This window comes from Streptomyces sp. NPDC047130, from assembly GCF_040643475.1.
GTDB lineage: Bacteria > Actinomycetota > Actinomycetes > Streptomycetales > Streptomycetaceae > Streptomyces.
On the sequence record NZ_JBEYUK010000014.1, the window covers coordinates 116,071 to 140,372 of the forward strand.

General features: G+C 73.6%; 14 protein-coding genes and 1 pseudogene. 8 read left to right on the forward strand and 7 right to left on the reverse strand.

Annotated features, from left to right (window positions below):
* Nucleotides 1-73: 73 nt before the first annotated feature.
* On the reverse strand, nt 74-586 hold the full coding sequence (locus ABZ836_RS18655; RefSeq protein WP_356134787.1) for a GNAT family N-acetyltransferase: 513 nt from the start codon (nt 584-586) through the stop codon (nt 74-76).
* 140 nt (nt 587-726) lie between these two features.
* Between ABZ836_RS18655 and ABZ836_RS18660 the strand changes: the two genes are divergently transcribed.
* A complete protein-coding gene (locus ABZ836_RS18660; RefSeq protein WP_356134789.1) occupies nt 727-1,659 on the forward strand; it encodes an alpha/beta hydrolase in 933 nt (310 codons plus the stop codon).
* 38 nt (nt 1,660-1,697) lie between these two features.
* Here ABZ836_RS18660 and paaK read toward each other — a convergent pair whose 3' ends face one another.
* Entirely contained in the window at nt 1,698-3,071 is a 1,374-nt protein-coding gene (gene paaK, locus ABZ836_RS18665) for a phenylacetate--CoA ligase PaaK (RefSeq protein ID WP_361143475.1), read from the reverse strand.
* Nucleotides 3,061-3,528 (reverse strand): hydroxyphenylacetyl-CoA thioesterase PaaI, encoded by a 468-nt coding sequence (paaI, locus tag ABZ836_RS18670; RefSeq protein ID WP_361143478.1) that lies wholly within the window; start codon nt 3,526-3,528, stop codon nt 3,061-3,063. Before paaI ends, paaK begins: the two co-directional genes overlap by 11 nt.
* A 395-nt stretch (nt 3,529-3,923) precedes the next feature.
* Between paaI and ABZ836_RS18675 the strand changes: the two genes are divergently transcribed.
* The gene (locus tag ABZ836_RS18675) at nt 3,924-5,621 is read left to right on the forward strand and encodes a carbohydrate-binding module family 20 domain-containing protein (protein ID WP_356134796.1); all 1,698 of its coding nucleotides are present in this window, start codon (nt 3,924-3,926) and stop codon (nt 5,619-5,621) included.
* Nucleotides 5,622-5,694: 73 nt separating this feature from the next.
* Here the strand turns inward: ABZ836_RS18675 and ABZ836_RS18680 are convergent, their stop codons facing one another.
* The gene (locus ABZ836_RS18680) at nt 5,695-6,576 is read right to left on the reverse strand and encodes an ABC transporter permease (RefSeq protein WP_361143481.1); all 882 of its coding nucleotides are present in this window, start codon (nt 6,574-6,576) and stop codon (nt 5,695-5,697) included.
* Nucleotides 6,573-9,221: an alpha/beta fold hydrolase gene (locus ABZ836_RS18685; protein ID WP_361143484.1), complete on the reverse strand. Its 2,649-nt coding sequence runs from the start codon at nt 9,219-9,221 to the stop codon at nt 6,573-6,575. Before ABZ836_RS18685 ends, ABZ836_RS18680 begins: the two co-directional genes overlap by 4 nt.
* Before the next feature lie 327 nt (nt 9,222-9,548).
* Between ABZ836_RS18685 and ABZ836_RS18690 the strand changes: the two genes are divergently transcribed.
* Nucleotides 9,549-12,341: a penicillin acylase family protein gene (locus tag ABZ836_RS18690; RefSeq protein WP_361143487.1), complete on the forward strand. Its 2,793-nt coding sequence runs from the start codon at nt 9,549-9,551 to the stop codon at nt 12,339-12,341.
* 136 nt (nt 12,342-12,477) lie between these two features.
* Here ABZ836_RS18690 and ABZ836_RS18695 read toward each other — a convergent pair whose 3' ends face one another.
* Entirely contained in the window at nt 12,478-12,765 is a 288-nt protein-coding gene (locus ABZ836_RS18695; RefSeq protein ID WP_356134804.1) for a zinc-ribbon domain-containing protein, read from the reverse strand.
* Nucleotides 12,766-13,028: 263 nt separating this feature from the next.
* On the opposite strand from ABZ836_RS18695, the gene ABZ836_RS18700 reads away from it, so the two are divergent.
* The 5 genes and pseudogenes from ABZ836_RS18700 to ABZ836_RS18720 all read left to right on the forward strand — a co-directional run bounded on the left by ABZ836_RS18700 (nt 13,029) and on the right by ABZ836_RS18720 (nt 21,006).
* Nucleotides 13,029-14,606 carry an NAD(P)/FAD-dependent oxidoreductase gene (locus tag ABZ836_RS18700; RefSeq protein ID WP_361143490.1) on the forward strand — a complete coding sequence of 526 codons (1,578 nt, stop codon included), beginning with the start codon at nt 13,029-13,031 and terminating at the stop codon, nt 14,604-14,606.
* A gap of 273 nt (nt 14,607-14,879) precedes the next feature.
* The gene (locus ABZ836_RS18705) at nt 14,880-15,596 is read left to right on the forward strand and encodes an NPP1 family protein (protein ID WP_361143567.1); all 717 of its coding nucleotides are present in this window, start codon (nt 14,880-14,882) and stop codon (nt 15,594-15,596) included.
* Between the two features lie 215 nt (nt 15,597-15,811).
* Nucleotides 15,812-19,015, forward strand: a complete 3,204-nt coding sequence (locus ABZ836_RS18710; RefSeq protein WP_361143493.1) for a hypothetical protein — start codon at nt 15,812-15,814, stop codon at nt 19,013-19,015.
* Between the two features lie 188 nt (nt 19,016-19,203).
* A pseudogene (locus ABZ836_RS18715) lies at nt 19,204-19,779 on the forward strand (AMP-binding protein); the annotation flags it as partial.
* A 201-nt stretch (nt 19,780-19,980) separates the two neighbouring features.
* Nucleotides 19,981-21,006 carry a LacI family DNA-binding transcriptional regulator gene (locus ABZ836_RS18720; protein ID WP_356134810.1) on the forward strand — a complete coding sequence of 342 codons (1,026 nt, stop codon included), beginning with the start codon at nt 19,981-19,983 and terminating at the stop codon, nt 21,004-21,006.
* A 104-nt stretch (nt 21,007-21,110) separates the two neighbouring features.
* Here the strand turns inward: ABZ836_RS18720 and ABZ836_RS18725 are convergent, their stop codons facing one another.
* Nucleotides 21,111-23,846 carry a glycosyl hydrolase gene (locus ABZ836_RS18725; RefSeq protein WP_356134875.1) on the reverse strand — a complete coding sequence of 912 codons (2,736 nt, stop codon included), beginning with the start codon at nt 23,844-23,846 and terminating at the stop codon, nt 21,111-21,113.
* Nucleotides 23,847-24,302: the final 456 nt, after the last annotated feature.

Here is a 24,302-nt window from a genome sequence, read left to right on the forward strand (position 1 = left end):
ACGGGCCGCAGACCGCCGGCCCCCGCGGCTCGGAGGGTGCGCAGCACCAGCGCGGGCACGACCCGCCCGCCGCTCAGCCCGGCAGCAACGACCGGGACCAGGCCACCTCACGCGTCAGTTGCCCCGTGGCGGTGAAGAGGCGGACCTGGTGGGTCTCGGCCAGGGCGGCGGCCAGGGCGTCCCGGTCGGCCGGGGCGAAGCCCAGCTTCTGCCAGAACGGACCGGAACGCCGGCTGAACAGCCACGCGTGCTCGGCGCCCTCCTCCCGCGCGCGGGCGAGGGCGAAACGGGCCAGCGCCGTGCCGTAGCCCGCGCGCCGGGCCGCCGGGCTCACCGCCACGCTGCGGATCAGGGCGTGCCGCCCGTCCGCGCTCACCTCGTAGCCGGTGCTCCCGGTGACCGTCCCGTCGGGGGCACGGTCGATCCAGAGCCGTACGGCAGGGGCGTCCAGGCCGCTGAGCGTGAGGTCGGCCTCGCCGAGGAAGGCGGTCAGGGCGTCGACGTGCTCGCCGGTGACCCGCGTCGGCGAGCACGCCGGAACCGACGGGGCGCAGGGGGCGGGGGTGGCGTGACGGGCCGTGGACATGGCACGGATCCTCCCACGCGGGCCGCCGGCGACGCCGTCCGGGTGCGGCCGGCGCTGTTCCGCCGGGTCGGCCCGCGCGGCTAGGCTGCGGCTCCGCCGTGCTCCCGCACGCCCGGTTGCCGACCGGAAGGACCCGCCCCATGCCCCTTCTCGCCACACCGCCGGTGGCTGCCACGGCGGCCCGGGCGATGCAGGCCGCGGTACGCCTGGCCGACCGGTACGGCCGGCGCGGGCCGGGCGCGGTCGCCGCCCGCCGCTTCCCCGAGCACCCGCGGAACGCCTCCGTGGTGACGGTGCCGACGACGGTCGCCCCCGCCCGGGCGGCGGTGTACCGCCCGCCGGGGGAGGAGGACACCGCGCTACCGGTGCACGTCAACTTCCACGGTGGTGGCTTCGTCCTTCCGCTGACCGCGATGGACGACGCGTTCTGCCGGTTCCTCGCCGCCGAGGCGGGGGTGGTCGTGGTGAACGTGGACTACGTCCTCGCACCGCAGCACCCGTTCCCGGCCCCCGTCCACCAGGCCTACGAGGTGGTGCGCCGGGTCGCCGAGAGCGGCGCCGAGCACGGCTGGGACGGCGGCCGGCTCACCGTCGGCGGCCACAGCGCCGGCGGCAGCCTCGCCGCGGCCGTGTCCCGGCTTGCGTTCGAGAAGGGCGGCCCGGAGATCGCGCTGCAGGTGCTGCACTACCCGGCGCTGGACCTCGCGACCGGCTCGCGCGCCAAACCGGCCGCCGTCCCGCGGCCCGCGCTCAGGCCCTGGCAGTGCGACGTCTTCAACGGCTCCTACACGCCCGATCCCCGCCTGCGCACCGACCGCCTCGCCTCCCCGGCCCATCCCGCCGACACCGCCGACCTCCGTGGCATCGCCCCCGCCGTGATCGTGACCGCCGAGCACGACCTGCTGCACGACGAGGCGGTCCGGTACGCGGAACGGCTGCGGTCGGTCGACGCGCTGGTCGAGCACCACGACGTGCCGGGCGTCGACCACGGGTACGACGTGCGCGACGAGGCGTTGGCCCGCGAGGTGTACGCGCTGATGGCACGCCGCGTGCGGGAGGCGGCGAAGGCCTGACGGCCGGAACCGCTTTCCGGCGGCGCCCCGCGGAGCCGTCAGCCCTCCCGCAGGTCCTCGACCCGCTTGAGCTTGCCGACGGAGCGCTCCAGGGTGTCCGGGTCGACCACCCGCACCTCGACGCTCACCCCCACGCCGTCCTTGACCCCGCGGACCACCTCACGGGCCGCCTCCTCCCGCCGCTGCGGACCGGTGTCCGGCCGCGCCTCCACCAGGACCGTCATGTGGTCCATCCGGCCCCGCCGGGCCAGCTCGATCCGGAAGTGCGGGGCCAGACCGGGGACGCGCAGCACGACCTCCTCGATCTGCGTGGGGAAGACGTTCACCCCGCGCAGGATGATCATGTCGTCGCAGCGCCCGGTGATCTTCTCGATGCGGCGGAACGCCGGGCGCGCGGTGCCGGGGAGGAGCCGGGTGAGGTCGCGGGTGCGGTAGCGGACCACCGGCAGCGCCTCCTTGGTGAGGCTGGTGAACACCAGCTCGCCCTCGGCGCCGTCGGGCAGCACCTCGCCGGTGACCGGGTCGACGACCTCCGGGAGGAAGTGGTCCTCCCAGACGTGCAGGCCGTCCTTGGTCTCCACGCACTCCTGCGCCACGCCCGGCCCCATCACCTCGGAGAGGCCGTAGATGTCGACCGCGTGCAGGTCCGCGCGCTCCTCGATCTCGCGCCTCATCTCCTCCGTCCAGGGCTCGGCGCCGAAGACGCCGACCCGCAGCGAGGTGGTGCGCGGGTCGACGCCCTGACGCTCGAACTCGTCGAGCAGGGTGAGCATGTAGGAGGGCGTCACCATGATGATCTCGGGGCGGAAGTCCTGGATGATCCGCACCTGGCGTGCCGTCATGCCGCCGGACGCCGGGACGACCGTGCACCCGGCCCGCTCGGCGCCGTAGTGGGCGCCGAGGCCGCCGGTGAAGAGGCCGTAGCCGTAGCTGACATGGACCTTGTGGCCGGGCCGGCCGCCGGCGGCGCGGATGGAGCGGGCCACCAGGCCGGCCCAGACCGACAGGTCGTTCTCGGTGTACCCGACCACCGTGGGGCGGCCGGTGGTGCCGCTGGACGCGTGCACCCGGCGGACCTCGGGCATCGGCACGGCGAACATGCCGAAGGGGTAGGTGTCCCGCAGGTCGCTCTTGGTGGTGAACGGGAAGCGGCTCAGGTCCTCGAGGGAGCGGCAGTCCTCCGGGCGTATCCCGGCCTCGTCGAACCTCCTCCGGTACAGCTCGACGTTGTCGTAGGCGTGCCGCAGCGAGGCGCGGAGCCGATCCAGCTGGAGCGCCCGCAGGTCCTCGCGGGTCAGGCGCTCGGCGTCGTCCAGCAGGTCCGACGGCGGCGCCTCGCCCAGGCGGGCGGGGCGGGCAGGGCCGGCAGGGCGGGCGGCGCGGGGGTGCGGAACGGACACATCAGCGGTCATCGCGACTCCTCGGGTGCTGGAGGCGGCCGGCTCCGCCGCCGACCGCGCGGCTGCGGCCGCGGAACTCCGCGACCACCTCGTCCCCGCGCCGGACCGTGACGTCGTAGAGGCCGCTGCGGCCGAAGGCCACCCGCTCCCGCGCGGTGGCCACCAGGACGTCGTCCGCGGAGGCGGGGGCGACGAGATCGATGTCCGCGCCCGCGGCCACGGTCACCGGACCGCGGCTGTTGCCGGCGCAGGCGCAGGCGAAGGCGCAGGCGGTGTCGGCGAGGAGGAACAGGCGGCCGCCGTGGGCCGTGCCGTGGCCGTCGACCATGGCACGGGTCACCCGCATCCGGCACACGGCCGTCCCCGGGCCGTGCTCCGGCAGCTCGACGCCGAGCCGGGCCGACGCCTCGCCGGCGGCGGCGAACATGCTCTCCACCGGACCGGGGGAGCCCTGAGCGGCCCGCGTCACCGATGCCACCTCCCGTCCTGCCGACCGAACATTCGGTTCTCGTGCGCAGTGTCAGTAATTCAGCCTGATCACGGGGCTGTCAAGGCATGTGGACAGACCTGTGGAGGAAGGCCGCGCGGGGTGCGGAGGGGTGTCGTCCGGGCCCGCGCGCGGGTGTCCGGGGGTGGCGGGTTCGGTCTGGGCGGCGTCGGACCAAGTGTCCGGATTGCGCGGACGATCTTGAAAAAGCGTTGCTGCGCGAGGGCTTGACGCCTGGTCGGGCCGCTCGTACGGTCGCGTCGCGCGGCGGTTGCAAGAGCTTGCAGCAAGCTCCGTCCAGTTCTTGCATCGCGCGTTGTCCCACCGTGCCCCCGGATTCCCCCCGCAGTTTCCCTTCTCCCCTTCGTGGAGGACGCATGGCCAGAAAGAGCATGGCCGCGGCTCTCGCCCTCGTGGCGGGTGTCGCGACGGCCGTCGTGGCGACGCCGACCCCGGCGCAGGCCGCCCCGCCCGGCGACAAGGACGTGACCGCCGTCCTGTTCGAGTGGAAGTTCGCCTCGGTGGCGAAGGCGTGCACCGACCGGCTCGGCCCCGCCGGTTACGGATACGTCCAGGTCTCGCCCCCGCAGGAGCACATACAGGGCTCGCAGTGGTGGACCTCCTACCAGCCCGTCAGCTACAGGATCGCCGGACGCCTCGGCGACCGCACGGCCTTCAAGAACATGATCGACACCTGTCACGCGGCGGGCGTGAAGGTCGTGGTCGACACGGTGATCAACCACATGTCGGCCGGCTCCGGCACCGGCACCGGCGGTTCCGCCTACACCAAGTACAACTACCCGGGCATCTACTCGGCCCCGGACTTCGACAACTGCACCTCGCAGATCAACAACTACGGCGACCGGGGCAACGTCCAGAACTGCGAGCTGGTCGGCCTGGCCGACCTGGACACCGGCGAGGACTACGTCCGCGGGCGCATCGCCGCGTACATGAACGACCTCCTCTCGCTCGGCGTCGACGGCTTCCGGGTGGACGCCGCCAAGCACATGCCCGCGGCCGACCTCGCGAACATCAAGTCCCGGCTGACCAACCCGAACGCCTACTGGAAGCAGGAGGTGATCCACGGCGCCGGCGAAGCCGTCCAGCCCGACGAGTACGTCAACACCGGTGACGTGCAGGAGTTCCGCTACGCCCGGGACCTCAAGCGGATCTTCACCAACGAGAACCTGGCCTACCTGAAGAACTTCGGGGAGAGCTGGGGCTACCTGGGCTCCGCCAAGGCCGGCGTGTTCGTCGACAACCACGACACCGAGCGCAACGGCGAGACGCTCAACTACAAGAGCGGCTCCACCTACACCCTCGCCGGCGTCTTCATGCTGGCCTGGCCCTACGGCTCCCCGGACGTCCACTCCGGCTACGAGTTCACCGACCACGACGCCGGTCCCCCCAACGGCGGCCAGGTGAACGCCTGCTACAGCGACGGGTGGAAGTGCCAGCACGACTGGCGGGAGATCTCCTCCATGGTCGCCTGGCGCAACACCGCCCGCGGACAGGCGGTGACGAACTGGTGGGACGACGGCGGCGACCGGATCGCCTTCGGCCGCGGCAGCAAGGCCTACGTGGCGATCAACCACACCACCACCTCGTTCTCGCGGACCTTCCAGACCTCGCTGCCCGCCGGCGACTACTGCGACGTCCAGTCCGGGCGGAACGTCACCGTGAACTCGGCCGGCCAGTTCACCGCCACCCTGGGCGCCGGCACCGCGGTGGCCCTGCACGCCGGGGCCCGCACCTGCGCCGGCGGCGTGCAGCCGCAGCCGGGCGGCGGCGCCTCGTTCCAGGTGAACGCCACCACGGTCCCCGGCGAGAACATCCACGTCGCCGGCGACTGCGCCCAGCTGGGCGGCTGGGACACGGCCAAGGCGCCCAAGCTGGACCCGGCCGCCTACCCGGTCTGGAGCCTGGACGTCACCCTGCCCGCGGGGACGACCTGCGCCTACAAGTACGTGCGCAAGAACGCGGCCGGAGCGGTCACCTGGGAGTCCGGGAGCAACCGGAGCCTCACCGTGCCGGCCACCGGCCGGGTCACGCTGAACGACACCTGGCGTGCCTGACCGGTAGAAGGACGAGGGCGGCCGGGGTGCTGAACCACGCACCCCGGCCGCCTTGTCGCGAGCCCGTCGCCGGTCAGGACACGACGTCCTTGCGGGCGAACCCGCGGAACGCCAGCGCGAAGAGGACCAGGGCGTAGGCGATCGAGACCGACATGCCCTGCAGCATCCCGTCGTAGACCGGCTGCGGCTGGATGGCGTCCGCCCAGGCGAACTGCCAGTGGGCGGGGAGGAACTCGCGCCACGCGCCGAGCGCCTCCACCTGGTCCAGCACACTGCCCACGATGGTCAGGCCGACCGCGCCGCCCACCGCGCCCAGCGGCGCGTCGGTACGGGTGGAGAGCCAGAACGCCAGCGCCGCGGTCACCAGTTGGGACACGAACAGGTAGCCGACGATCACCGCCAGCCGCCACAGCGCGTCGGTCACCGGCAGCGACCCCCCGGTGGGAACGCGCAGCGGGCCCCAGCCGTAGGCGACCGAGCCGACGGCCAGCGCCACCAGCGGCAGCCAGACCATCGCGGCCAGGCTCATCGTCAGTCCGACGGCCAGCTTGGACCACAGCAGCCGCATCCGGGGCACCGGAGCCGCCAGCAGGTAGCGCAGCGAGGACCAGCTGGCCTCGGAGGCCACGGTGTCGCCGCAGAACAGCGCCACCGGCACCACCAGCAGCAGACTCGCCGAGACGAACAGGCACGTCGCCGCGAAGTTGGCCCCGGACGCCGTCGCCGTGTCCATCAGGTTGATCCGGCGGCCCGGACCCTCCTCGTCGTCGCCGATGGCGAAGGCCACCGCCATCACCACCGGGAGCAGCGTCAGCACGGCTCCCACGGCGAGGGTCCGGCCGCGCTTGAGCTGCCGGACGAACTCGACGCGCAGCGGCAGGGTCCGGCCCGGCCGGTAGCCGTCGGCGGTCGCGTTCCGCGCCGGGGCGGCCGCGGGCTCGGTGAGCGTGCTCATGCGGAGCCTCCGATCAGGGTGAGGAACGCGTCTTCCAGGCGCCGGTGCGGACCCACCGACTCCACCGGCACGTCCAGCCGCACCAGTTCGGAGACCAGACGGCTGGTGCCGCCGCCCGCCTTCAGCCGGATCAGCAGGCCGTCGTCGGTGACCACCGCGGTGTCCACCTCGGGGAGCGCGGCGATCTTCTCGGCCAGCGGCGCGGCCACCGGCTCGGCGGTCCCCACCAGCAGGGTGTCGCCGGTGCCGACGATCTCCGCCACCGGACCGGCCTGCACCAGCCGGCCCCGGTCCATCACCACCAGATGCGTGCAGGTCTGCTCCACCTCCGAAAGCAGGTGGCTGGAGACGATCACGGTGCGGCCGCCGGCCGCGTACCGGATCATCACCTCGCGCATCTCGCGGATCTGCGGCGGGTCGAGCCCGTTGGTGGGCTCGTCGAGGATCATCAGGTCCGGCAGCCCGAGCATCGCCTGGGCGATGGCCAGGCGCTGCCGCATGCCCTGGGAGTAGGTGCGCACCGCGCGTTCCAGCGCGTCGCCCAGCCCCGCGATCTCCAGCGCCTCCTCCAGGTGGGCGTCCTCCGCGGGACGACCGGTGGCCCGCCAGTACAGCTCCAGGTTCTCCCGGCCCGACAGGTGCGGGAGGAAGCCCGCGCCCTCGACGAAGGCGCCGACCCGGGAGAGCACCGGCGCGCCGGGCCGGATCGCGTGGCCGAAGACCCGGATCTCGCCCTCGTCCGGCCGGATCAGCCCCATCAGCATCCGCAGGGTGGTGGTCTTGCCCGCGCCGTTCGGGCCGAGCAGGCCGAGGACCTGGCCCCGCTCCACCCGGAAGGAGAGGTCCTTCACCGCGTAGCGGTCGCGGGAACCGGCGTACCGCTTGCTCAGCCCGACGATCTCCAGCGGCACCTCCGCGAGCTCCGCCGACGGCGGCGGGGTGGCGGCCCGGCGGCGTGCGGTGACGATCAGCGCGAGCGCGATCACCAGACCGGCCAGCGGCAGCCACCAGACGCGGGCGGGCAGCGGGGTGGCCGCCGTGCGCACGTCCTCGGCGGTCGGCACCATCAGGTCGCCGCGCAGGGACACCGTGTACGTCGCCGGGGCGGCCGGGGAGGCGTAGGCGAGGTCGGTGGAAGCCAGGACCAGCCGCAGCCGGTGCCCGGAGCGGACCTCGTGGTCGACGACCGGCAGCGCGAGCCGCGCGTCCTGGCCGGCCGGCACCCGTACCGGGCTGACGAGCTGCGACGGCAGGACCTGCTGGCGGCCGTCCGGGCCGACGTCGTAGACCTTGGCGAAGAGCACCGCCTCCTCGGCGGTGGACTCCACGTGGACGGTCGCCGTCGGGGACCCGGTGATCCGGACGTCCTCGGTCATCGGCTTCGACTCGAACGCCGCGAACTGACCGGGCAGGTCCAGGGAGACGCCGACGCCCAGTGCGGAGAGCTGGGACATGCCGCCGCCGGCCGCGGCGCCGATGCCCGGCAGGGAGGAGACGGCCGGCGGCGCGGCGCCCGCCGGGTTCTCCACCCGCTGCTCCTTCCCGGCGAGCGGGACCCGCAGCGGGTCGCCGTTCAGACCGGGGTACTCCTCGGAGGTGGCCCCGGCGAGCTGGGCGTCGCCGTCCCGCGAGTCCACGCCGCCGGTGCGGGTGACACGGAAGGCGGGACCGGTGTCCGTGCCCTCCTCGCCCTTGAGGTAGCGGTCGAACCAGGCCCCGGTGCGGGCCAGCACCCGGTCGCCCTCGGAGTCGCCGCCGTCATGGCCGCCGGCGATCCAGTCGATCGCCACCGGGGCGCCGTTGGCGCGGATGGCGCGGGCCGCCTCGTCGGCGTGGTCCAGGGGGAACAGCGAGTCGCTCTGGCCCTGCAGCAGCAGCGTGGGCGCCTTGATGCGGTCGCCGACGGCCACCGGGCTGCGCTCGGCCAGCAGCTCCATCGCCTCGACGTCCGGCTTGCCGGACTGGGCGACGCGCTCGTACATCCGGCACAGCTCCTCCTCGAAACGGGAGCAGCCGCCGCCGGAGTTGATGAACATCCCGGCCCAGAGCTTCTTGAAGACCCCGTCGGGGAAGAGCGCGTCCGACAGGTTCCAGTAGGTGATCGCGGGGGCGAGCGCGTCGATCCGGCCGTCGTGCCCTGCCGCCAGCAGGGCGATGGCGCCGCCGTACGAGGCGCCCGCGGCCCCCAGCCGCGGGTCGCCCTTCTTGTCCAGCCGCACCTCGGGGCGGGTGGCCAGCCAGTCGATCAGCCGGGAGACGTCGGCGACCTCGGCCTTCGGGTCGTTGATGCCGATCTTCCCGGTGGACCGCCCGAAACCGCGGGCCGACCAGGTCAGGACCGCGTACCCCTCCCGGGCGAGTTCCTCCGCCTGCTCGCGGACCTCCCTCTTGTCGTTGCCGAAACCGTGGCCGAGCAGGACGGCCGGGCGGCGCTCCTCGGACGGGCCGGAGGTGAAGTACGAGGTGTCGATCCGCACCCCGCCGTCCATCGTCATCATCTGTTCGGCGTGCCGGACCGGGGGCGCGTCGTCCCCGGAGGCCGTGGCCGCCGCAATCCCGGCGGACGCGGCGCCCGCGAGCACGACGGCGGTCGCGGCCGCGGCGAGCACACGTTTCCGTGGCCACCTGGGCAATCGAAGATCCATGCGCCCACGATACGGGGGGCCTTCCGGCGCCCGGCCCGGCCCCGGTCCACGGGCTCCCCCACCGCACTCCATACGGAACGGTCTGGGCGTGTAGGCGCCCGATGCCCGTAATAAAAGCGGCGGTTCGGCGGACGGGAAACCCGCCGGAGGCCGCGTCGGACGCCTTCCGCGCCCGGCCGCCCCGGTCGGTCCCGAGGGCGCGGATACCCTCCACCCCTTGCTCACAAACCCCGCGATCCCTGCCCGGAAACTGGCGTGCCCGCGTCTTCTAACGGATCGACTACCGGCGGTAACCTCCTGCCCCCGTTCCCGTCGGGAGGAGCTGCCGTGACTCGGCACACCCCACGCACCGCCCCGAGCAGACGCACCGCCCGCAGAGGCGCCGGACTGGTGACCGGCGCCCTGCTCTGCGCCCTGCTGACCCCGGTCTTCCCGTCCGCCGCCGCACCGGAGGCCCCGGCCCCCGCCGCCCCGGCGGCCGCCGCGGTCCCCGACCACTGCGGCGACGGCTGCTCGGACATCCTGCCGCCCGGCGCGGACGGCACCGCGACCCTCGCCGAGATCCTGCTCGACCAGACCACCGGACTCATCCCCGCGCACAGCGGGGACCAGCTCGGCCCCTACGCGGATCTGGCCACCGGCTACCCGGAGCTGACCGCCTCCACCATCGACGACTTCTTCAACGACGCCTCCTTCGGCGTCCCCGCCGACCAGGTGGCCTCCACCAAGCGGCCCGCCGGACGCACCGACGTGACGATCGTCCGCGACAAGGCCACCGGCGTGCCCCACATCACCGGAACCACCCGCTACGGCACCGAGTTCGGCGCCGGCTACGCGGCCGCCGAGGACCGGCTGTGGCTGATGGACGTCTTCCGCCACGTCGGCCGAGGACAGCTCACCTCCTTCGCGGGCGGCGCCCCGGGCAACCAGGCCCTGGAGCAGGAGTTCTGGCGGTCCGCCCCCTACACCGAGGCCGAACTCAAGGCCCAGATCGACCGGGTGGCCGCCGAGAACGGCGAACGCGGCCGGCAGGCCCTGGCGGACGCCCAGGCCTACCTGGACGGCATCAACGCCTACATCGACGCCGCCGACCGGGGCCGCTACTTCCCCGGCGAGTACGTGCTCACCGGACACAAGGACCCCCTCCTCAACCTCGGGAAGATCGAGCGCTTCCAGCTGACCGACCTGGTCGCGCTGGCCTCCGTGATCGGCGCGCTCTTCGGCTCCGGCGGCGGGGGCGAGGTGGAGAACGCCCTCTCGCTGCTCGCCGCGCAGTCCCGCTACGGCGTCGAGGAGGGCACCCGGGTCTGGGAGTCCTTCCGTCAACGCGACGACCCGGAGGCCGCGGTGACCGTCCGCGGCGCCCGCTTCCCGTACGCCGGCCGGCCCGCCGACCCGCGGGGCGCGGCCCTGCCCGACCCGGGATCGGTGACCCGCGAACCGCTGGTGCACAACCGCACCGGGAGCGCCGCCACCACCGCCGCGGACGCCGTCACCGAGGCGGCGGCGAAGGCCGCCGTCGGCTCCGCCCGGCGCGGCATGTCGAACGCCCTGGTGGTCAGCGGGGAGCACACCGCGAGCGGCCACCCCGTCGCCGTCTTCGGTCCCCAGACCGGCTACTTCGCCCCCCAGCTCCTGCTGCTCCAGGAGATCCAGGGACCCGGCATCAGCGCCCGCGGCGCCTCGTTCGCCGGACTGTCGATGTACGTCCAGCTCGGCCGCGGTCAGGACTACGCCTGGTCCGCCACCACCTCGGCGCAGGACATCACCGACACCTACGCCGTCGAACTGTGCCAGGACGACCACCACTACCTGTACCGCGGCGAGTGCGTGGCCATGGAGAAGGTGGAGCACACCAACTCCTGGAAGCCCACCGTCGCCGACTCCACCCCGCGCGGCTCCTACACCATGCGGGCCTGGCTGACCAGGTACGGGCCGGTGGAGTACCGGGCCACCGTCGGCGGCAAGAAGGTCGCCTACACCAGCCTGCGCTCCTCCTACCGGCACGAGGTCGACTCCATCATCGGCTTCCAGATGCTCAACGACCCCGGCCACGTCACCGGCCCGGAGACCTTCCAGGAGGCGACGCGCCACATCAACTTCACGTTCAACTGGTTCTACGCCGACTCCGAACGCACCGCCTACTACAACAGCGGCGACAACCCGGTCCGCGCCGCGGGCGTCGATCCGGACTTCCCGGCCTGGGCCGACCCCCGCTACGAGTGGCGCGACTGGGACCCGTCGGACAACCGTGCCGACTACACGCCACCCGCCCAGCACCCGCAGTCGCTCGACCAGGACTACTACATCTCCTGGAACAACAAGCTCGCCCACGGGTACACCGTCGCCTCCTGGGGCAGCGGCTCCGTGCACCGCGGTGACCTGCTCGACGACCGCGTCGCCGCGCTCGTCGAGGACGGGAACGTCACCCGGGCGTCGCTGACCCGCGCCATGGCGGAGGCCGGCCTGGCGGACCTGCGCGCCGAACAGGTGCTGCCCCGGCTGCTGAGGGTGCTGCGCAGCGGCCCGGCGGACGACCCCGCGGTCGCCGACGCGGTCGACCGGCTCTCCGCCTGGGTCCAGGACGGCGCCCTGCGCACGGAGACCTCACGCGGCTCGAAGCGGTACGCGCACGCGGACGCCGTCCGGATCCTCGACGCGTGGTGGCCGCTGCTGGTGGAGGCCCAGTTCACGCCCGGTCTGGGCGAGGAGCTGTACGACGCCTTCACGGCCAACCTGCCGATCGACGAACCGCCGGGCGCCTCGCACGGTCCCACCGGCGGGCACGCGGGCAGCGCCTTCCAGTACGGCTGGTGGAGCCATGTCGACAAGGACCTCCGCGCCGTGCTCGGGGAGGAGGTGCGCGGCGGCCTGGCCCGTCCGTACTGCGGCGCGGGCGACCTGGCCGACTGCCGCGAGGTGCTGGCCCGCACGCTGAAGGAGGCGGCCGGCCGCACCGCCGCCCAGGTCTACCCCGGTGACGAGCACTGCGACGCGGGGGACCAGTGGTGCGCCGACGCCGTCATCCACCGGGCGCTCGGCGGCATCACCCACGCCCCGATCAGCTGGCAGAACCGCCCCACCTACCAGCAGGTCGTCGAGTTCCGCTCGCACCGCTAGGACGCCCGCCGGGCGCACGGCGACGGCGGACCGCTCCGGTCCGCCGTCGCCCGCCCGGCCGGCCCGCTCGACCCGCCCGCTCGACCCGCAACGCTCGACCCGGCGGCACCGGCGTGGTGACGGAAGCGTCAGGACGTCAGGACTGGTACGGCTGCTGCGGCCGTCCGTGGACCGGGTGGCCCGGTCCGCCCGCCGCACCGGCCTGCAACTGCTCGGCCTCCGTGGCGGTCAGCCGGCGCTGGGTGCCGCAGAAGGTGCACTGCGACGAGTACTTCACCGAGACGGGGAACAGCGGCACGAAGAACAGCGTGAACTTCGTGACGTGCTTGCGCAGCGCGTGCGCGGAGGGGTTGCCGCAGTTGCCGCACACCAGCGTCAGCATGGCCAGCTGGTACAGGTAGCCCTTGGTGCCGAAAATGATCATATTCTGGTCCTTCCCCCTGGCAGCGTGCGCTCACAGTACTCGCACCGGTGGAACGTGTCCCTCGAGCTGCCGGGTTCCCTTCCGGCGGCCCCTCGCGTACATCCTCCGGGTCACCGGTGCACCGGGGTCCATGCACGCGCGTCCGTGCCCGCAGGCCGGTGCCACCGGTCGGTGCCGCCGGTCGGTGCCGCCGGGCCGGTGCCGCCGGTCCGTGCGCGCGCGCCCCTGCCCAGGGCCCCCGGCCGTGGGCGAGGGTATGGGCCATGACATCGATCAGGACGAGCCGCACCGCCTACGACGTCGTCGTGGTCGGCGGCGGCCACAACGGACTCGCCGCGGCGGCCTACCTCGCCCGCGCGGGCCTCTCCGTCGTCGTGCTGGAGCGCCTGGACCGCACCGGTGGCGCCGCGGTCTCCGCGCGGGCCTTCCCGGGGCGGCCGGCCCGCCTCTCCCGCTACTCCTACCTGGTCTCCCTGATGCCGGACCGGATCGTGGACGACCTGGGGCTGGAACTCGAACTGGCCTCCCGTTCCACCGCCTCCTACACCCCGGTCCTGCGGGACGGCATGCCCGGCGGACTGCTCGTGGAGCGCCCCGAGGGCCCGGCGACACGGGAGAGCTTCCGCCGGCTGACCGGGTCGGACGCCGAGTACGAGGCCTGGAGCGCCTTCTACGCCGGGGTGGGCGAGCTCGCCGAGGTCCTGGCGCCCACCCTCACCGAACCGCTGCCCCGGGAGGGCGCGCTGCGGGCCCGGGTCGACGCCGGCGTGTGGGAGGAGATCGTGCGAAGGCCCCTGGGGGAGACGCTGGAGCGGCGGTTCACCGACGGGACGGTCCGCGGCGTGGTCGCCACCGACGCCCTGATCGGCACCTTCGCCGCCCTCCACGACCCCCGGCTGATCCAGAACCGGTGCTTCCTCTACCACCTGATCGGCAACGGAACGGGGGAGTGGCGGGTCCCGGTCGGCGGGATGGGCGCGGTGACCGACGCCCTGGCCGCCTCGGCCCTGCGCGCGGGCGCCGAGCTGGTGACGGGGGCCGAGGTCACCGCGGTGCGACCCGGACCGGACGGCGCCGAGGTCGCCGTCGCGGACGGGACCGTGCTCGGCGCCCGGTTCGTGCTCTCCAACGCCGCGCCCTGGGTGCTCGACGGCCTGCTCGGAGCGGACCGCGACCCGGCCGGCAAACCGGTGGGCGCCCAGCTCAAGATCAACTTCCTGCTGGACCGGCTGCCCCGCCTGAAGTCCGGCGCCGACCCCCGTGTCGCCTTCGCCGGCACCCTCCACCTCGACGAGGACTACGCGGACCTGGAGGCCGCCCACGCCCAGGCCGCCGCCGGCCGCATCCCGCGCCGGCTCCCCGGTGAGGTGTACTGCCACTCGCTCACCGACCCCTCCGTCCTGGGCGACGTCCCGGAGGGCACCCACACCCTCACCTACTTCGGCCTCCACCTCCCCGCCACGCTCTTCGCCGACCCGGCCACCCGTGACGCGCGCAAGGCGGAGGCGGTACGCCGGGCCGTCGCCTCCCTGGACCGGCACCTGCTCGACCCGATCGACTCGGTGGTGGCCCGCGACGCCGACGGGCGGCCCTGCGTCGAGGCCAAGATCCCCCAGGACGTCGAGGCGGACGTGGCGATGCCCGGCGGCCACATCTTCCACGGCGACCTGGCCTGGCCCTGGGCCCCCGACGACGCGGACCTCGCCACCCCCGCGGCCCGCTGGGGCGTGGCCACCCGCCACCCGTCGGTGCTGCTCTGCGGTTCCGGCGCGGTCCGCGGAGGCGCGGTCTCCGCGCTGGGCGGGCACAACGCCGCGATGGCGGTCCTCGAACAGCTCTGACGCCACGCACCCGGCCCCGGCCGCGGGCCGGCGCACACCGCCGCGCCGCGGCCGGGGCCGTTCCTCCTGGCACTGTTGGGCCGTTTTTCATGAGCACGTCATCAATTTCCGGCAGGGTGTCCCTGTGCGAGACGCGCACCGTCCGGCGTCTCAAGTCCCCCCGCCCACAGACGTGTTAGGGAGTACGCCTTGCCCGTACGGAACGCCTCCCCGGCCAGACCCCGCACCCGCCGCACCGCGCGCGCACTCACCACCACCGGTGGCGCCCTCGCCCTGCTGCTCGCCCTCGCGGGGCCCGCGCAGGCGGCCCCGCCCGCCGCGCTGCCGGCCAACGCCACCACGCTCGAGCGGCAGTTCCAGCCCGCGCTCGACTACGACAAGGACGGCTGCTACCCCACGCCCGCCATCGGCCCGGACGGCTCGCTCAACGGCGGACTGAACCCCACCGGCGCCCTCAACGGCGACTGCCGCGACTCCTTCGACCTGGGCAACACCAACGCCTACTCCCGCGTCACCTGCAACAACGGCTGGTGCGCGGTGATCTACGGCCTCTACTTCGAGAAGGACCAGGCTCTCCCCGGCACCAGCATCGGAGGCCACCGGCACGACTGGGAGCACATCGTGGTCTGGGTCGAGCAGGCCACCGACACCGCCCGCTTCGTGGCCACCTCGAACCACGGCTCCTTCACCGTCCACGACCGCGACCGCATCCCGTGGGAGGGCACCCACCCCAAGGTCGTCTACCACAAGGACGGCGTGAGCACCCACTGCTTCCGCGCCGCCTCGGCCGGGGACGAGCCGCCGGAGAACCACCGGGCGACCTGGCAGTACCCGCCGCTGGTCGGCTGGGGCGGCTACCCGGCGGGGCTGCGCGACAAGCTCTCCCAGGCCAACTGGGGCAGTGCCAACTTCGGTCTCAAGGACAGCAGTTACGTCTCGCACCTGGAGAAGGCGAAGCCGGCCGGGATCCCGTTCGTGCCCTCGCTGTGAGACGGCGGGCGCGGCGCCGGGGAGCAGGCGGAGGCGGCGCCGCGCCCGCCTCGCGGGCATGACGGCACGACACGCGCACTGCCGGCGTCGAGGGGTGACGGCACGACACGTGCGCGCACCCGCTTGCAGGGGCGACACGCCACCCAGGTGGTGTGTCGCCCTCCGGTCGGCACACCGGGCAGGCGCACATCGGCCCATGACCTTACGTTCCGGCCATGAGATCATTTCTGAGATCGCCGTCCTCGCGCGGCGGCGCCCGCCGCCGCGTCGGATGCGCACTGGGTGTGGCGGGCATGGTGGCCGCCGGTCTGGGGCTGCATCCCGCGGCCCAGGCCCAGCCGGCGGGCGTGCCGCTGGTCGACGAGACGTTCACCAGGGCCACGGCCGACCCGCAGTTCGTCGGGTACGGCCCGGCGTGCCTGACCGGAGCGCCCGAGGCGTCCGCCCCGCCGCCGACGGGGCCCCACGAGCTGACGGGCTGTCCGCCCGGAGGGGCGGGACCGATCCCGCCGAACGACGCCGATCCGCACGGCTACCTCCGCCTCACCAGTGCCGACCCCGACCAGTCCGCCGCCGTCCTGTACAACCACGCCCTGCCCGCCAACCAGGGCGTGGTGGTCACCTTCGACCAGTGGCAGTACGGCAGCACCACCTCCCGGGCGGCCGACGGGATCTCCTTCTTCCTGATCGACGGCGCCGCCGAGCTGACCGCGCCCGGCGCCTTCGGCGGCAGCCTCGGCTACGCGCAGAAACTGCCCGACGACGACCCGGGCGAGGAGTTCCTGCCCGGCGTCGACCACGGCTACCTGGGCGTCGGCCTCGACGTCCTCGGCAACTACTTCGGCGACTGGGAGCACCGGGGCAACGGCTGCGAGACCCGCTCGCCCGCCGGGACCGCCATCCGTCCGTCCGAGCCGAACAAGGTGACCCTGCGCGGCCCCGGCCACGGAACCGAGGGCTACTGCTTCCTCACCTCCACCGCCGAGAACCTGGACAGCACCACCGGGCCCTGGCCGAGCACCCTGCCCGGCGACCTGCACGGGCCGACGACCAGCATCCCCGCCGACGCCACCCCGCAGCAGGCCGAGGCGCTGCTGGAACCGTCGCGCCGCCGTGTGCAGGTGGAGGTCTCGCCCGGAGACGACCCCGTGGTGACCGTGCGGATCGACTTCCTCGACGGCGAGGGCTTCCAGGAGGTGCTGAGCGCCCCCGCCCCCCGGCCGGTGCCCTCCACCTACAAGTTCGGCTTCGGCGCGTCGACCGGCCTGTGGACCGACGTGCACCTGATCCGCAACGTCACGGTCCACCCGGCCGCCGACCTCCCGCAGCTCAACCTGGTCAAGCAGGTGGCCAGGGACCCGGAGATCCCGCTGCCCCTCCGCCCCGGGCAGCAGGTCCCGTACCAGTACGTCGTCACCAACAGCGGGAACACCCCGCTCACCGACGTCGCGGTGAGGGACGACCGGGTCACGGAGATCTCCTGTCCCGGCACCACCCTCGCCGTCGGGGCGTCGATGACCTGCGCGGGGACCTACGCGGTGACCGACGCGGACGCCGAGGCGGGACAGGTCAGGAACGTGGCCAACGCCTCGGGTCGGTCGAACGGCACGGGGGTCGACGCACCGCCCGCCGACCTCACCCTGCCCGTGCAGCGCGGACCGGGGCTGCGGATCGAGAAGACCGCCGACGCCACCCGCACCTACCAGGTCGGCGAAACGGTCACCTACCGCTACACGGTGAGCAACACCGGGCCGGTGGAGATCACCGCTCTCGCCGTCGAGGACGACCGCGTCACCGGCATCGACTGCGCCGTCCTCACCCTCGCCCCGGAGGGTGAGGACGGCGACACCACCAAGTGCGTCGGCAGATACACCGTGACCGAGGCGGACGCCGAGAACGGCTTCGTGAAGAACGTGGCCACCGCCGTCGGGCGGGCGGACGGCGAGGGCGTCCGGTCGGCCGAGGACGACATGACGGTCGGTGTCGCCAACTCCCTGGCACTGCTCCTGGACAAGTCGGTCGACGACTCCCGCGCCTACGAGGTGGGTGACCGGGTCGAGTACGAGTACCGCGTCACCAACGTCGGCGACCTGGAGATCACCGACCTCGTCGTAGTGGACGACCGGATCACCGGCATCCGCTGCGACGACACCACGCTCGCTCCGGAGGCGGTCACCACCTGCCGGGGGACGTACATCGTGCGCGAGGAGGACGTCGCCGACGGCAACGTCGTCAACGAGGCCTTCGCCAGGGGCCGCTTCCTCGCCCGGCAGACGGAGTCGGAGCCGGACAGCGCGCGGATCCAGATCCTCGCGCCGGGCGCGCCCGGCCTGAGCATCGTCAAGGAGGTGGCGGATCCCCGCGAGTACCGGGTGGGCGAGGTCGTCACCTACCTCTACACGGTGACCAACACCGGAGGGACGGACATCACCGGCCTCCGGGTCGACGACGACCGGGTGGACGACGTGACCTGCCGGGCCACCACCCTGGCCTCCGGCGCGGCCACCACCTGCCGGGGCGAGTACACCGTCACCGCGGAGGACGCGACGGACGGCTACGTGGTGAACGTCGCCCAGGCCCTCGGCCGGTCCGGCGAGACCGCCGTGGAGTCCGGCTTCGACGCCGCGCAGGTGGAGGTGGCCGGTCTGCGGAGCGGGCTGACGGTCGACAAGCGGGTCGACGACGACCGCACCTACCGCGTCGGGGACACCGTCACCTACGAGTACCTCGTCCGGAACACCGGCGATACCACCCTCACCGACGTCCGGATCGCCGACGACCGCGTGGCGACCGTCGGCTGCCCCGACACGTCGCTCAGGCCCGGTGAGGAGACGACCTGCACCGGCACCTACGTGGTCACCGAGGCCGACGGCCGGGCCGGTTCGGTCACCAACAGGGCCCGCGCGCTGGGCGACTTCGACGGGACCACGGTCGAGTCCCCCGAGGACACCGCGCGCATCGAGGTCACCGGCGGCGGGGAGTCCGGACTCACCCTCGACAAGCGGGTCGACGACGACCGCACCTACCGGGTCGGTGAGACCGTCTCCTACGCGTACGTCGTCACCAACACCGGCGACTCCCCGCTCGACGGGGTCGCCGTCCGGGACGACCGCGTCGGGCGGGTCGTCTGCCCCGACACGACGCTCGAGCCGGGTGAGGCCATGACCTGCACCGGGACCTACGTGGTCACCAAGGAGGACGCGCGGCAGGGCCGGATCACCAACAACGCCGTCGCCACCGCGGAGGGCGGGGTCCGCTCGGACACCGACTCGGCGACCGTCCAGGTCGAGCGCAAGCCGTGCCACGGCAAGCACTGCCACGGCCACGGCCACGGCAAGCCCTGCAAGGACAAGCCGGGCCACCACGGCCACGGCGCGCAGCCGGCCACCCCGTGCCGGAAGGAACGCCCGGCCGCCTGACGGGTCGGACCCCTGACGGAGCCGACCGCACCCCGGCCCGCCGGCACCGCGCCGGCGGGCCGGGGCATGCCCCCGCCGGCGCGCCCGGCCCCGAGGGCGCGGACCACCGCGCGGCGGTCACGGCAGGCCCCCCGCCCGGCGCGCGGCCGCCACCGCGGCCCAGCGGCCGTGGACGCCGCCGAGCTCGCCTCCCGGACTTCGCGTCCTACGACCTCTCCACCCTGCGCACCGGCATCATGGCCGGTTCGCCCTGCCCGGTGGAGGTGATGAAGCGGGTGGCCACCGTGGCGCGCGGCGAGGCGGGAGAACTCCGCATCCGCGGCTACAGCGTGATGCTCGGATGCTGGCAGGACCCCGAGCGGACCGCCGAGGCGATCGACGCCGCCCGCTGGATGCACACCGGCGACCTCGCCGTGATGCGCGAGGACGGCTACGGGGAGATCGTCGGCCGCATCAAGGACATGATCATCCGGGGTGGGGAGACCATCTACCCCCGTGAGATCGAGGAGTTCCCCTACCGCCGCCCCAAGGTCGCCGACGTCCAGGTGGCCGGAGTCCCGCACGAGCGGTACGGCGAGAAGGTGCTCGCCCGCGTGATCCCCCGCGACCCCGAGGACCCGCCGGCCCTGGAGGAGGTGCGGGGTTTCTGCGAGGGCAGGCTGGCCCACTACACGATCCCCGGCCGCCTGGCGGTGCTGGACTCCTTCCCGATGACGGTCTCCGGCAAGGTCCGCAGGATCGAACTCCGGGAGCGGTACGCCTGACCGGGCGTGAACCGTGCCCGGAGCCGGGTGATGTCACGGTTCGGCGGCCTCGCTGTGAGCGCTCTCAGCGGGGCCGCCGTTGCCCCTATCCTGGTCGGCGGCCGGGCGACCGGCGGGGGCGGCGGCGAGGGAGCCCGCCGGCCCGGGGACACGGACCCGGCGGACCGGGCCGACCGGTAGACGCAGACGAGGAGCCCGGCCTTGCCCGAACAGACCAGGGGACCACGACCGACACTCGAGGCCGTCGCGGAACGGGCCGGGGTGTCCCGGGCGACGGTCTCCCGGGTGGTCAACGGGGCCGCCGGGGTGCGCCCGCCCCTGGCCGACAAGGTGCGCCGGGCGGTCGAGGAACTGGGGTACGTGCCCAACCACGCGGCCCGTTCCCTGGTGACCCGCCGCACCGGCGCGGTGGCCGTGATCATCGCGGAGCCCGAGTTCCGGGTGTTCTCCGACCCGTTCTTCGAACAGAAGGTGCGCGGCATCAGCCGTGAACTGAGCGCTCACGACGCCCAGTTGGTGCTGCTGTGGGCGGAGGGCTCCAGTGACCAGGACCGGATCGCCCGCTACCTCGAGGGCGGTCACGTGGACGGGGCGCTCGCCTTCTCCCTGCACACGGACGACCCGCTGGCGGCCCTGATCGCCGGCACCCGCGTCCCGGCGGTCTTCGGCGGGCGCCCGGCCTCCGGCCCGGTGCCCGGTGTGCCGTTCGTGGACTGCGACAACCGCGGCGGCGCGCGGGAGGCGGTGCGTCACCTGGTCTCCCTGGGCCGCCGGCGGATCGCGCACATCGCGGGTCCGCGCGACCAGGTCGCCGCCCTGGACCGCGTCGACGGGTACCGCGACGTCCTGGTCGACGCGCCCGGGGAACTGCTGTGCCAGGGGGACTTCACCGAGGCGGGCGGCGCCCGCGCGATGGCCGAGTTGCTGGACCGGTGCCCCGGCCTGGACGCCGTGTTCGTGGCCAACGACCTGATGGCGGCGGGCGCGCTGCGCACCCTGCGGGAGCGGGGCGTGCGGGTGCCCGAGGACGTCGCGGTGGTCGGGTTCGACGACATGGCCGCGGTCACCGGGGTCACCGACCCGCCGCTCACCACCGTCCGCCAGGACATCGCGGGCATGGGCCGGCTGATGGTCAGGCTGCTGATGCGGCTGCTGGACCGCCCGGGCGAGGCCGTCCCGGCGTCCGTGATCACCCCCACCACGCTGGTGCGGCGGGCCTCCGCCTGAGGGGGCCGGCCGGGGCGTGCGCGCACGCGGGGGCGGCGACGCGGTGGCCGCGACACGGCGGCGGTCACCGGGCGGACCCCGGTGACCGCCGCCGGCGGATCCCGTCAGCTGTACGGAATGACCAGCACCGAGGCGTCCGAGTTCGTCTGCAGCCGCGAGGTCGCGTTGCCGATCGCGCTCCAGACCTCCACCCGTACCGTCCCGCCCCGCAGGTTGCCCAGCGTGCCGGTGGCGGACTTCAGGCCCCGGGTCTGGTCGTAGCGCTCCCAGCCCGACACCGGGTCGGTGGCGAAGTAGTGGTACGTCTCCGTCCGGTCGAAGGTGCCGTCACCGGTCAGGTCGTAGCTGATCCGGGCCTGCTGGCCGAGGCCGACCGAGGTGCCGGCGTCCACGGCCAGCCGGAACGACGTCGAACCGCCCGAGGTGAGGGTGCCGTTGACGCCCTTCACCTCGTAGACCAGCGGCTGGTGGGGCGTGCCGTCGCGGTTGGTGCCGCCGGCCGAGGCGATGGTGTCGCTGCCCGCCGAGCCGTCGGTGGCCGTGGTGAGCACGCCGCCGGTGCGCAGCCGGAAGGTGTTGCCGGACACCGGGGGAGTGCCCGGGTCGGTGCCGCCGGGACCGGTGGCGGTCGCGGTGGACCGTGCGGGCACGCTGAGCGTCCGGCCGTCGGAGAAGGTGACCGTCCGCGCGGTGGAGCCGTGGTTGTGCGCCGCGTAGGTGCGGGTGCCGTTCCTGGAGAAGACGGCGGAGGTCGGGATGTCGCCGGTCACCGAGGTGTCGGGTGCGCCCGCGGTGTCCATGCCGGTGAGCCAGTGGTAGGTGTGCGCCTTGGACTCGCCCGCCTCCGGGGTGTACCCGGCGTGCCCGGCGTCCCACTTGGCCTTGGCGGCAGCCGGGTCGGCCAGCGACTCGAACTCCCAGAGGATGTCCCGCCATTCGACGGCGGGCCCGCCGTTCTCCCGCTCCATCTCGGCGAGGTTGCGCCGGACGGCCTCCTTGTGGGCGCCCAGGTGCAGCGCGTTGGCGGCGGTCACGGGGAGGGTGTTGATGCCGTGGATCTCCTCCGGGTTGGCGGTCCACCAGGTGGAGTACGCGCCGCCGCTGCCCCACACCATGCCGAGGGTGTCGTGGGTGTAGGAGCTGGGGAAGACCTGCTGGTCCTTGTCGAACCAGTACTGGGCGATGGCCTCGCTCTCCGTGGTGAGGAGGAAGACGCCGAGGTCGCGCAGCGAGGTGTCCCCGGTGGCCGAGCCGTAGAGGACGAGGGCGGCGCTGAGGTTGGTGGACTCCGAGGAGGACTCCTGGTTGTTGCCCGCGGCGAAGCCCTGGTGGCCGGAGGCCCAGCCGTGCCCGGCGTAGACGTCGAAGCCGCGCAGGAAGGGGAAGGAGCCGTCGGTGCGGCTCGGGTTGGCGGTGTCGCGCACCAGTGTCCTCACCATGCCGCCCCAGGCGGAGTCCGCGGCCCACTGCGGGTCGTACTGGGCGACGATCGCGGCGGCGTGGACGTAGTAGCCGTAGTGGAAGTGGTGGTCGTTGAGCTCGGTGTCGCTGCCGTACGAGGCCGGGTAGCCGGTAAGGGTCTTCCAGTCCTTGTCGTAGGAGAACTCGTTGGCCCCGCCCGCGGTGAACCAGTCCTGCAGCCTGCCCTTGATCAGGCCGAGCAGCTTGTCGCGGGTGGCGGTCTCACCGATCTGGTCGGCGATGGTGACCAGCTGGGCCAGCTTGCCGAGTGCCTTGCCGGTCCAGTAGGTGTCCGTGGCGCCGGAGAACGGGTCCGAGGAGTTCGCGACGTCGTTCAGGTAGCCGCGCAGCCGGGCCGTGTCCAGCGCGCTGCTGCGCGGGAGCTGGGGCAGTGAGGGGGCCGCCTTCATGCTGGTGCTGAAGGAGGCGCCCTCCCGGACCTTCATCTGGCCGCGCGGCGAGACGTAGGTGTGGGAGGTGAGGGCGTCGGTGGTGTGCAGCCACTGGTGCCGGTACAGGGCCTGCAGGGCGCCGCGCTCGGTGCCCTCCTTGGCCTCGGTGGTCAGCGAGTAGGTGGCCCTGACGGTGCCCGACGCGTAGCTCCAGTCGACCTTCGACCCCGTGACGAAGCTGAAGGCGTACTTGCGGTAGGTGGCCAGGGCGCTCGTGGACGGCAGGACGGCGAGGGAGAAGTAGTCCTTGCCGGCGAGCCCCGCGGTGATCTCCGTCCCCGAGACGTTCCAGTCGGCGCCGGTGGGCGCGAACAGGGCGTAGTGGTGGCCGCCCACGGTGATGCCGAGGACGTTGCCCTGGTCGGAGAAGACGGTGGGCGTGGCGGCGGTGCTGATGCGCGCGTTGCCGCCGGAGCCCTGGGCGTAGACGAAGGGCATGCCGTGGCCGATGGTGGTCCGCAGGGTGCGGGCACCGTCGGACCAGTAGGGGGTGACGGTCCAGTCGGACCAGGCGTCCGCCTTGGTGTCGGGCGAGTTGAGCCCGGTCAGTCCGACGGTCAGGTCGCGCTTGTGGGCGAACTCGTACTGCCGTCCGTCGCCGACGATGGCGGGGGTCGTCGGGTAGCCGACCTCCAGCCCTCCGGCGACGGCCTGGTAGGTGAGCGGGTGACCGTACATCGGGGTGGAGTACGGGTTGTCGCCGTACCGCTGGAAGGCCAGGGAGGACCACCAGTCGTTGGTGGGGACCGGCTTCCCCTGGGCGGCGGCGGTGACCTTGGGTTTGACCGGCGTGCCGGTGTTGGTCGTGGGACCGGAGGTGCCGGCCGGACGGGTGTCCGAGTAACTTCCGGCGCCCACGGGCACGGTGGCGGCCGCGGCCGGGGCCGCCGCGGGGCCGAGCCCGACGGCGGCCAGCGACGCGGCCATGACCAGCACCGAGGCGGGCCTCAAGGCGCGGAGGGGCCGGGAGGCCCGGAAGGCCCGGAGTGGCCGGATCGGCCGGATCGGCCGGATCGGCCGCGGGGGGAGGGATGGCATGGAGACACCTCTTGTCATCACGGGGGCATCGGGGGGACGTGATGGATCGTGGGGGAGGAGCGGTTCCGAACCTCCTGGGAGCGGGGAAGAGAGCGCTCTCAGGACGCGGGAAACGTAGGGCTCCCGGGGGCGGGTGTCAACACTTGCCGCACAGCGGGACGCCGCTTCGGGGCGATAGGTGGCGGTTCCGGCCGTCCTGTTGAGAGCGCTCTCAAGCGCCGGGGCGGGGTGCGGCGGTCCGCTCGGTGCCGTGGCCCGGCAGGGCGATGTCCGCCGCTCCCCCTGACCGGGCGGCAGCGCTGTTCACGTTCGGCCTTCAGCGGCTCCTCGACGGCCTCGACGGTC

Excerpts from the sequence above, each read along its gene's own strand:
- ABZ836_RS18655 (WP_356134787.1), bottom strand. The coding sequence starts at position 586 with ATGTCCACGGCCCGTCACGCCACCCCCGCCCCCTGCGCCCCGTCGGTT.
- ABZ836_RS18680 (WP_361143481.1), bottom strand. The coding sequence starts at position 6,576 with ATGAGCACGCTCACCGAGCCCGCGGCCGCCCCGGCGCGGAACGCGACC.
- paaK (WP_361143475.1), bottom strand. The coding sequence starts at position 3,071 with ATGACCGCTGATGTGTCCGTTCCGCACCCCCGCGCCGCCCGCCCTGCC.
- ABZ836_RS18660 (WP_356134789.1), top strand. The coding sequence starts at position 727 with ATGCCCCTTCTCGCCACACCGCCGGTGGCTGCCACGGCGGCCCGGGCG.
- ABZ836_RS18725 (WP_356134875.1), bottom strand. The coding sequence starts at position 23,846 with ATGGCCGCGTCGCTGGCCGCCGTCGGGCTCGGCCCCGCGGCGGCCCCG.
- ABZ836_RS18685 (WP_361143484.1), bottom strand. The coding sequence starts at position 9,221 with ATGGATCTTCGATTGCCCAGGTGGCCACGGAAACGTGTGCTCGCCGCG.
- ABZ836_RS18695 (WP_356134804.1), bottom strand. The coding sequence starts at position 12,765 with ATGATCATTTTCGGCACCAAGGGCTACCTGTACCAGCTGGCCATGCTG.
- ABZ836_RS18675 (WP_356134796.1), top strand. The coding sequence starts at position 3,924 with ATGGCCAGAAAGAGCATGGCCGCGGCTCTCGCCCTCGTGGCGGGTGTC.
- ABZ836_RS18710 (WP_361143493.1), top strand. The coding sequence starts at position 15,812 with ATGAGATCATTTCTGAGATCGCCGTCCTCGCGCGGCGGCGCCCGCCGC.
- ABZ836_RS18700 (WP_361143490.1), top strand. The coding sequence starts at position 13,029 with ATGACATCGATCAGGACGAGCCGCACCGCCTACGACGTCGTCGTGGTC.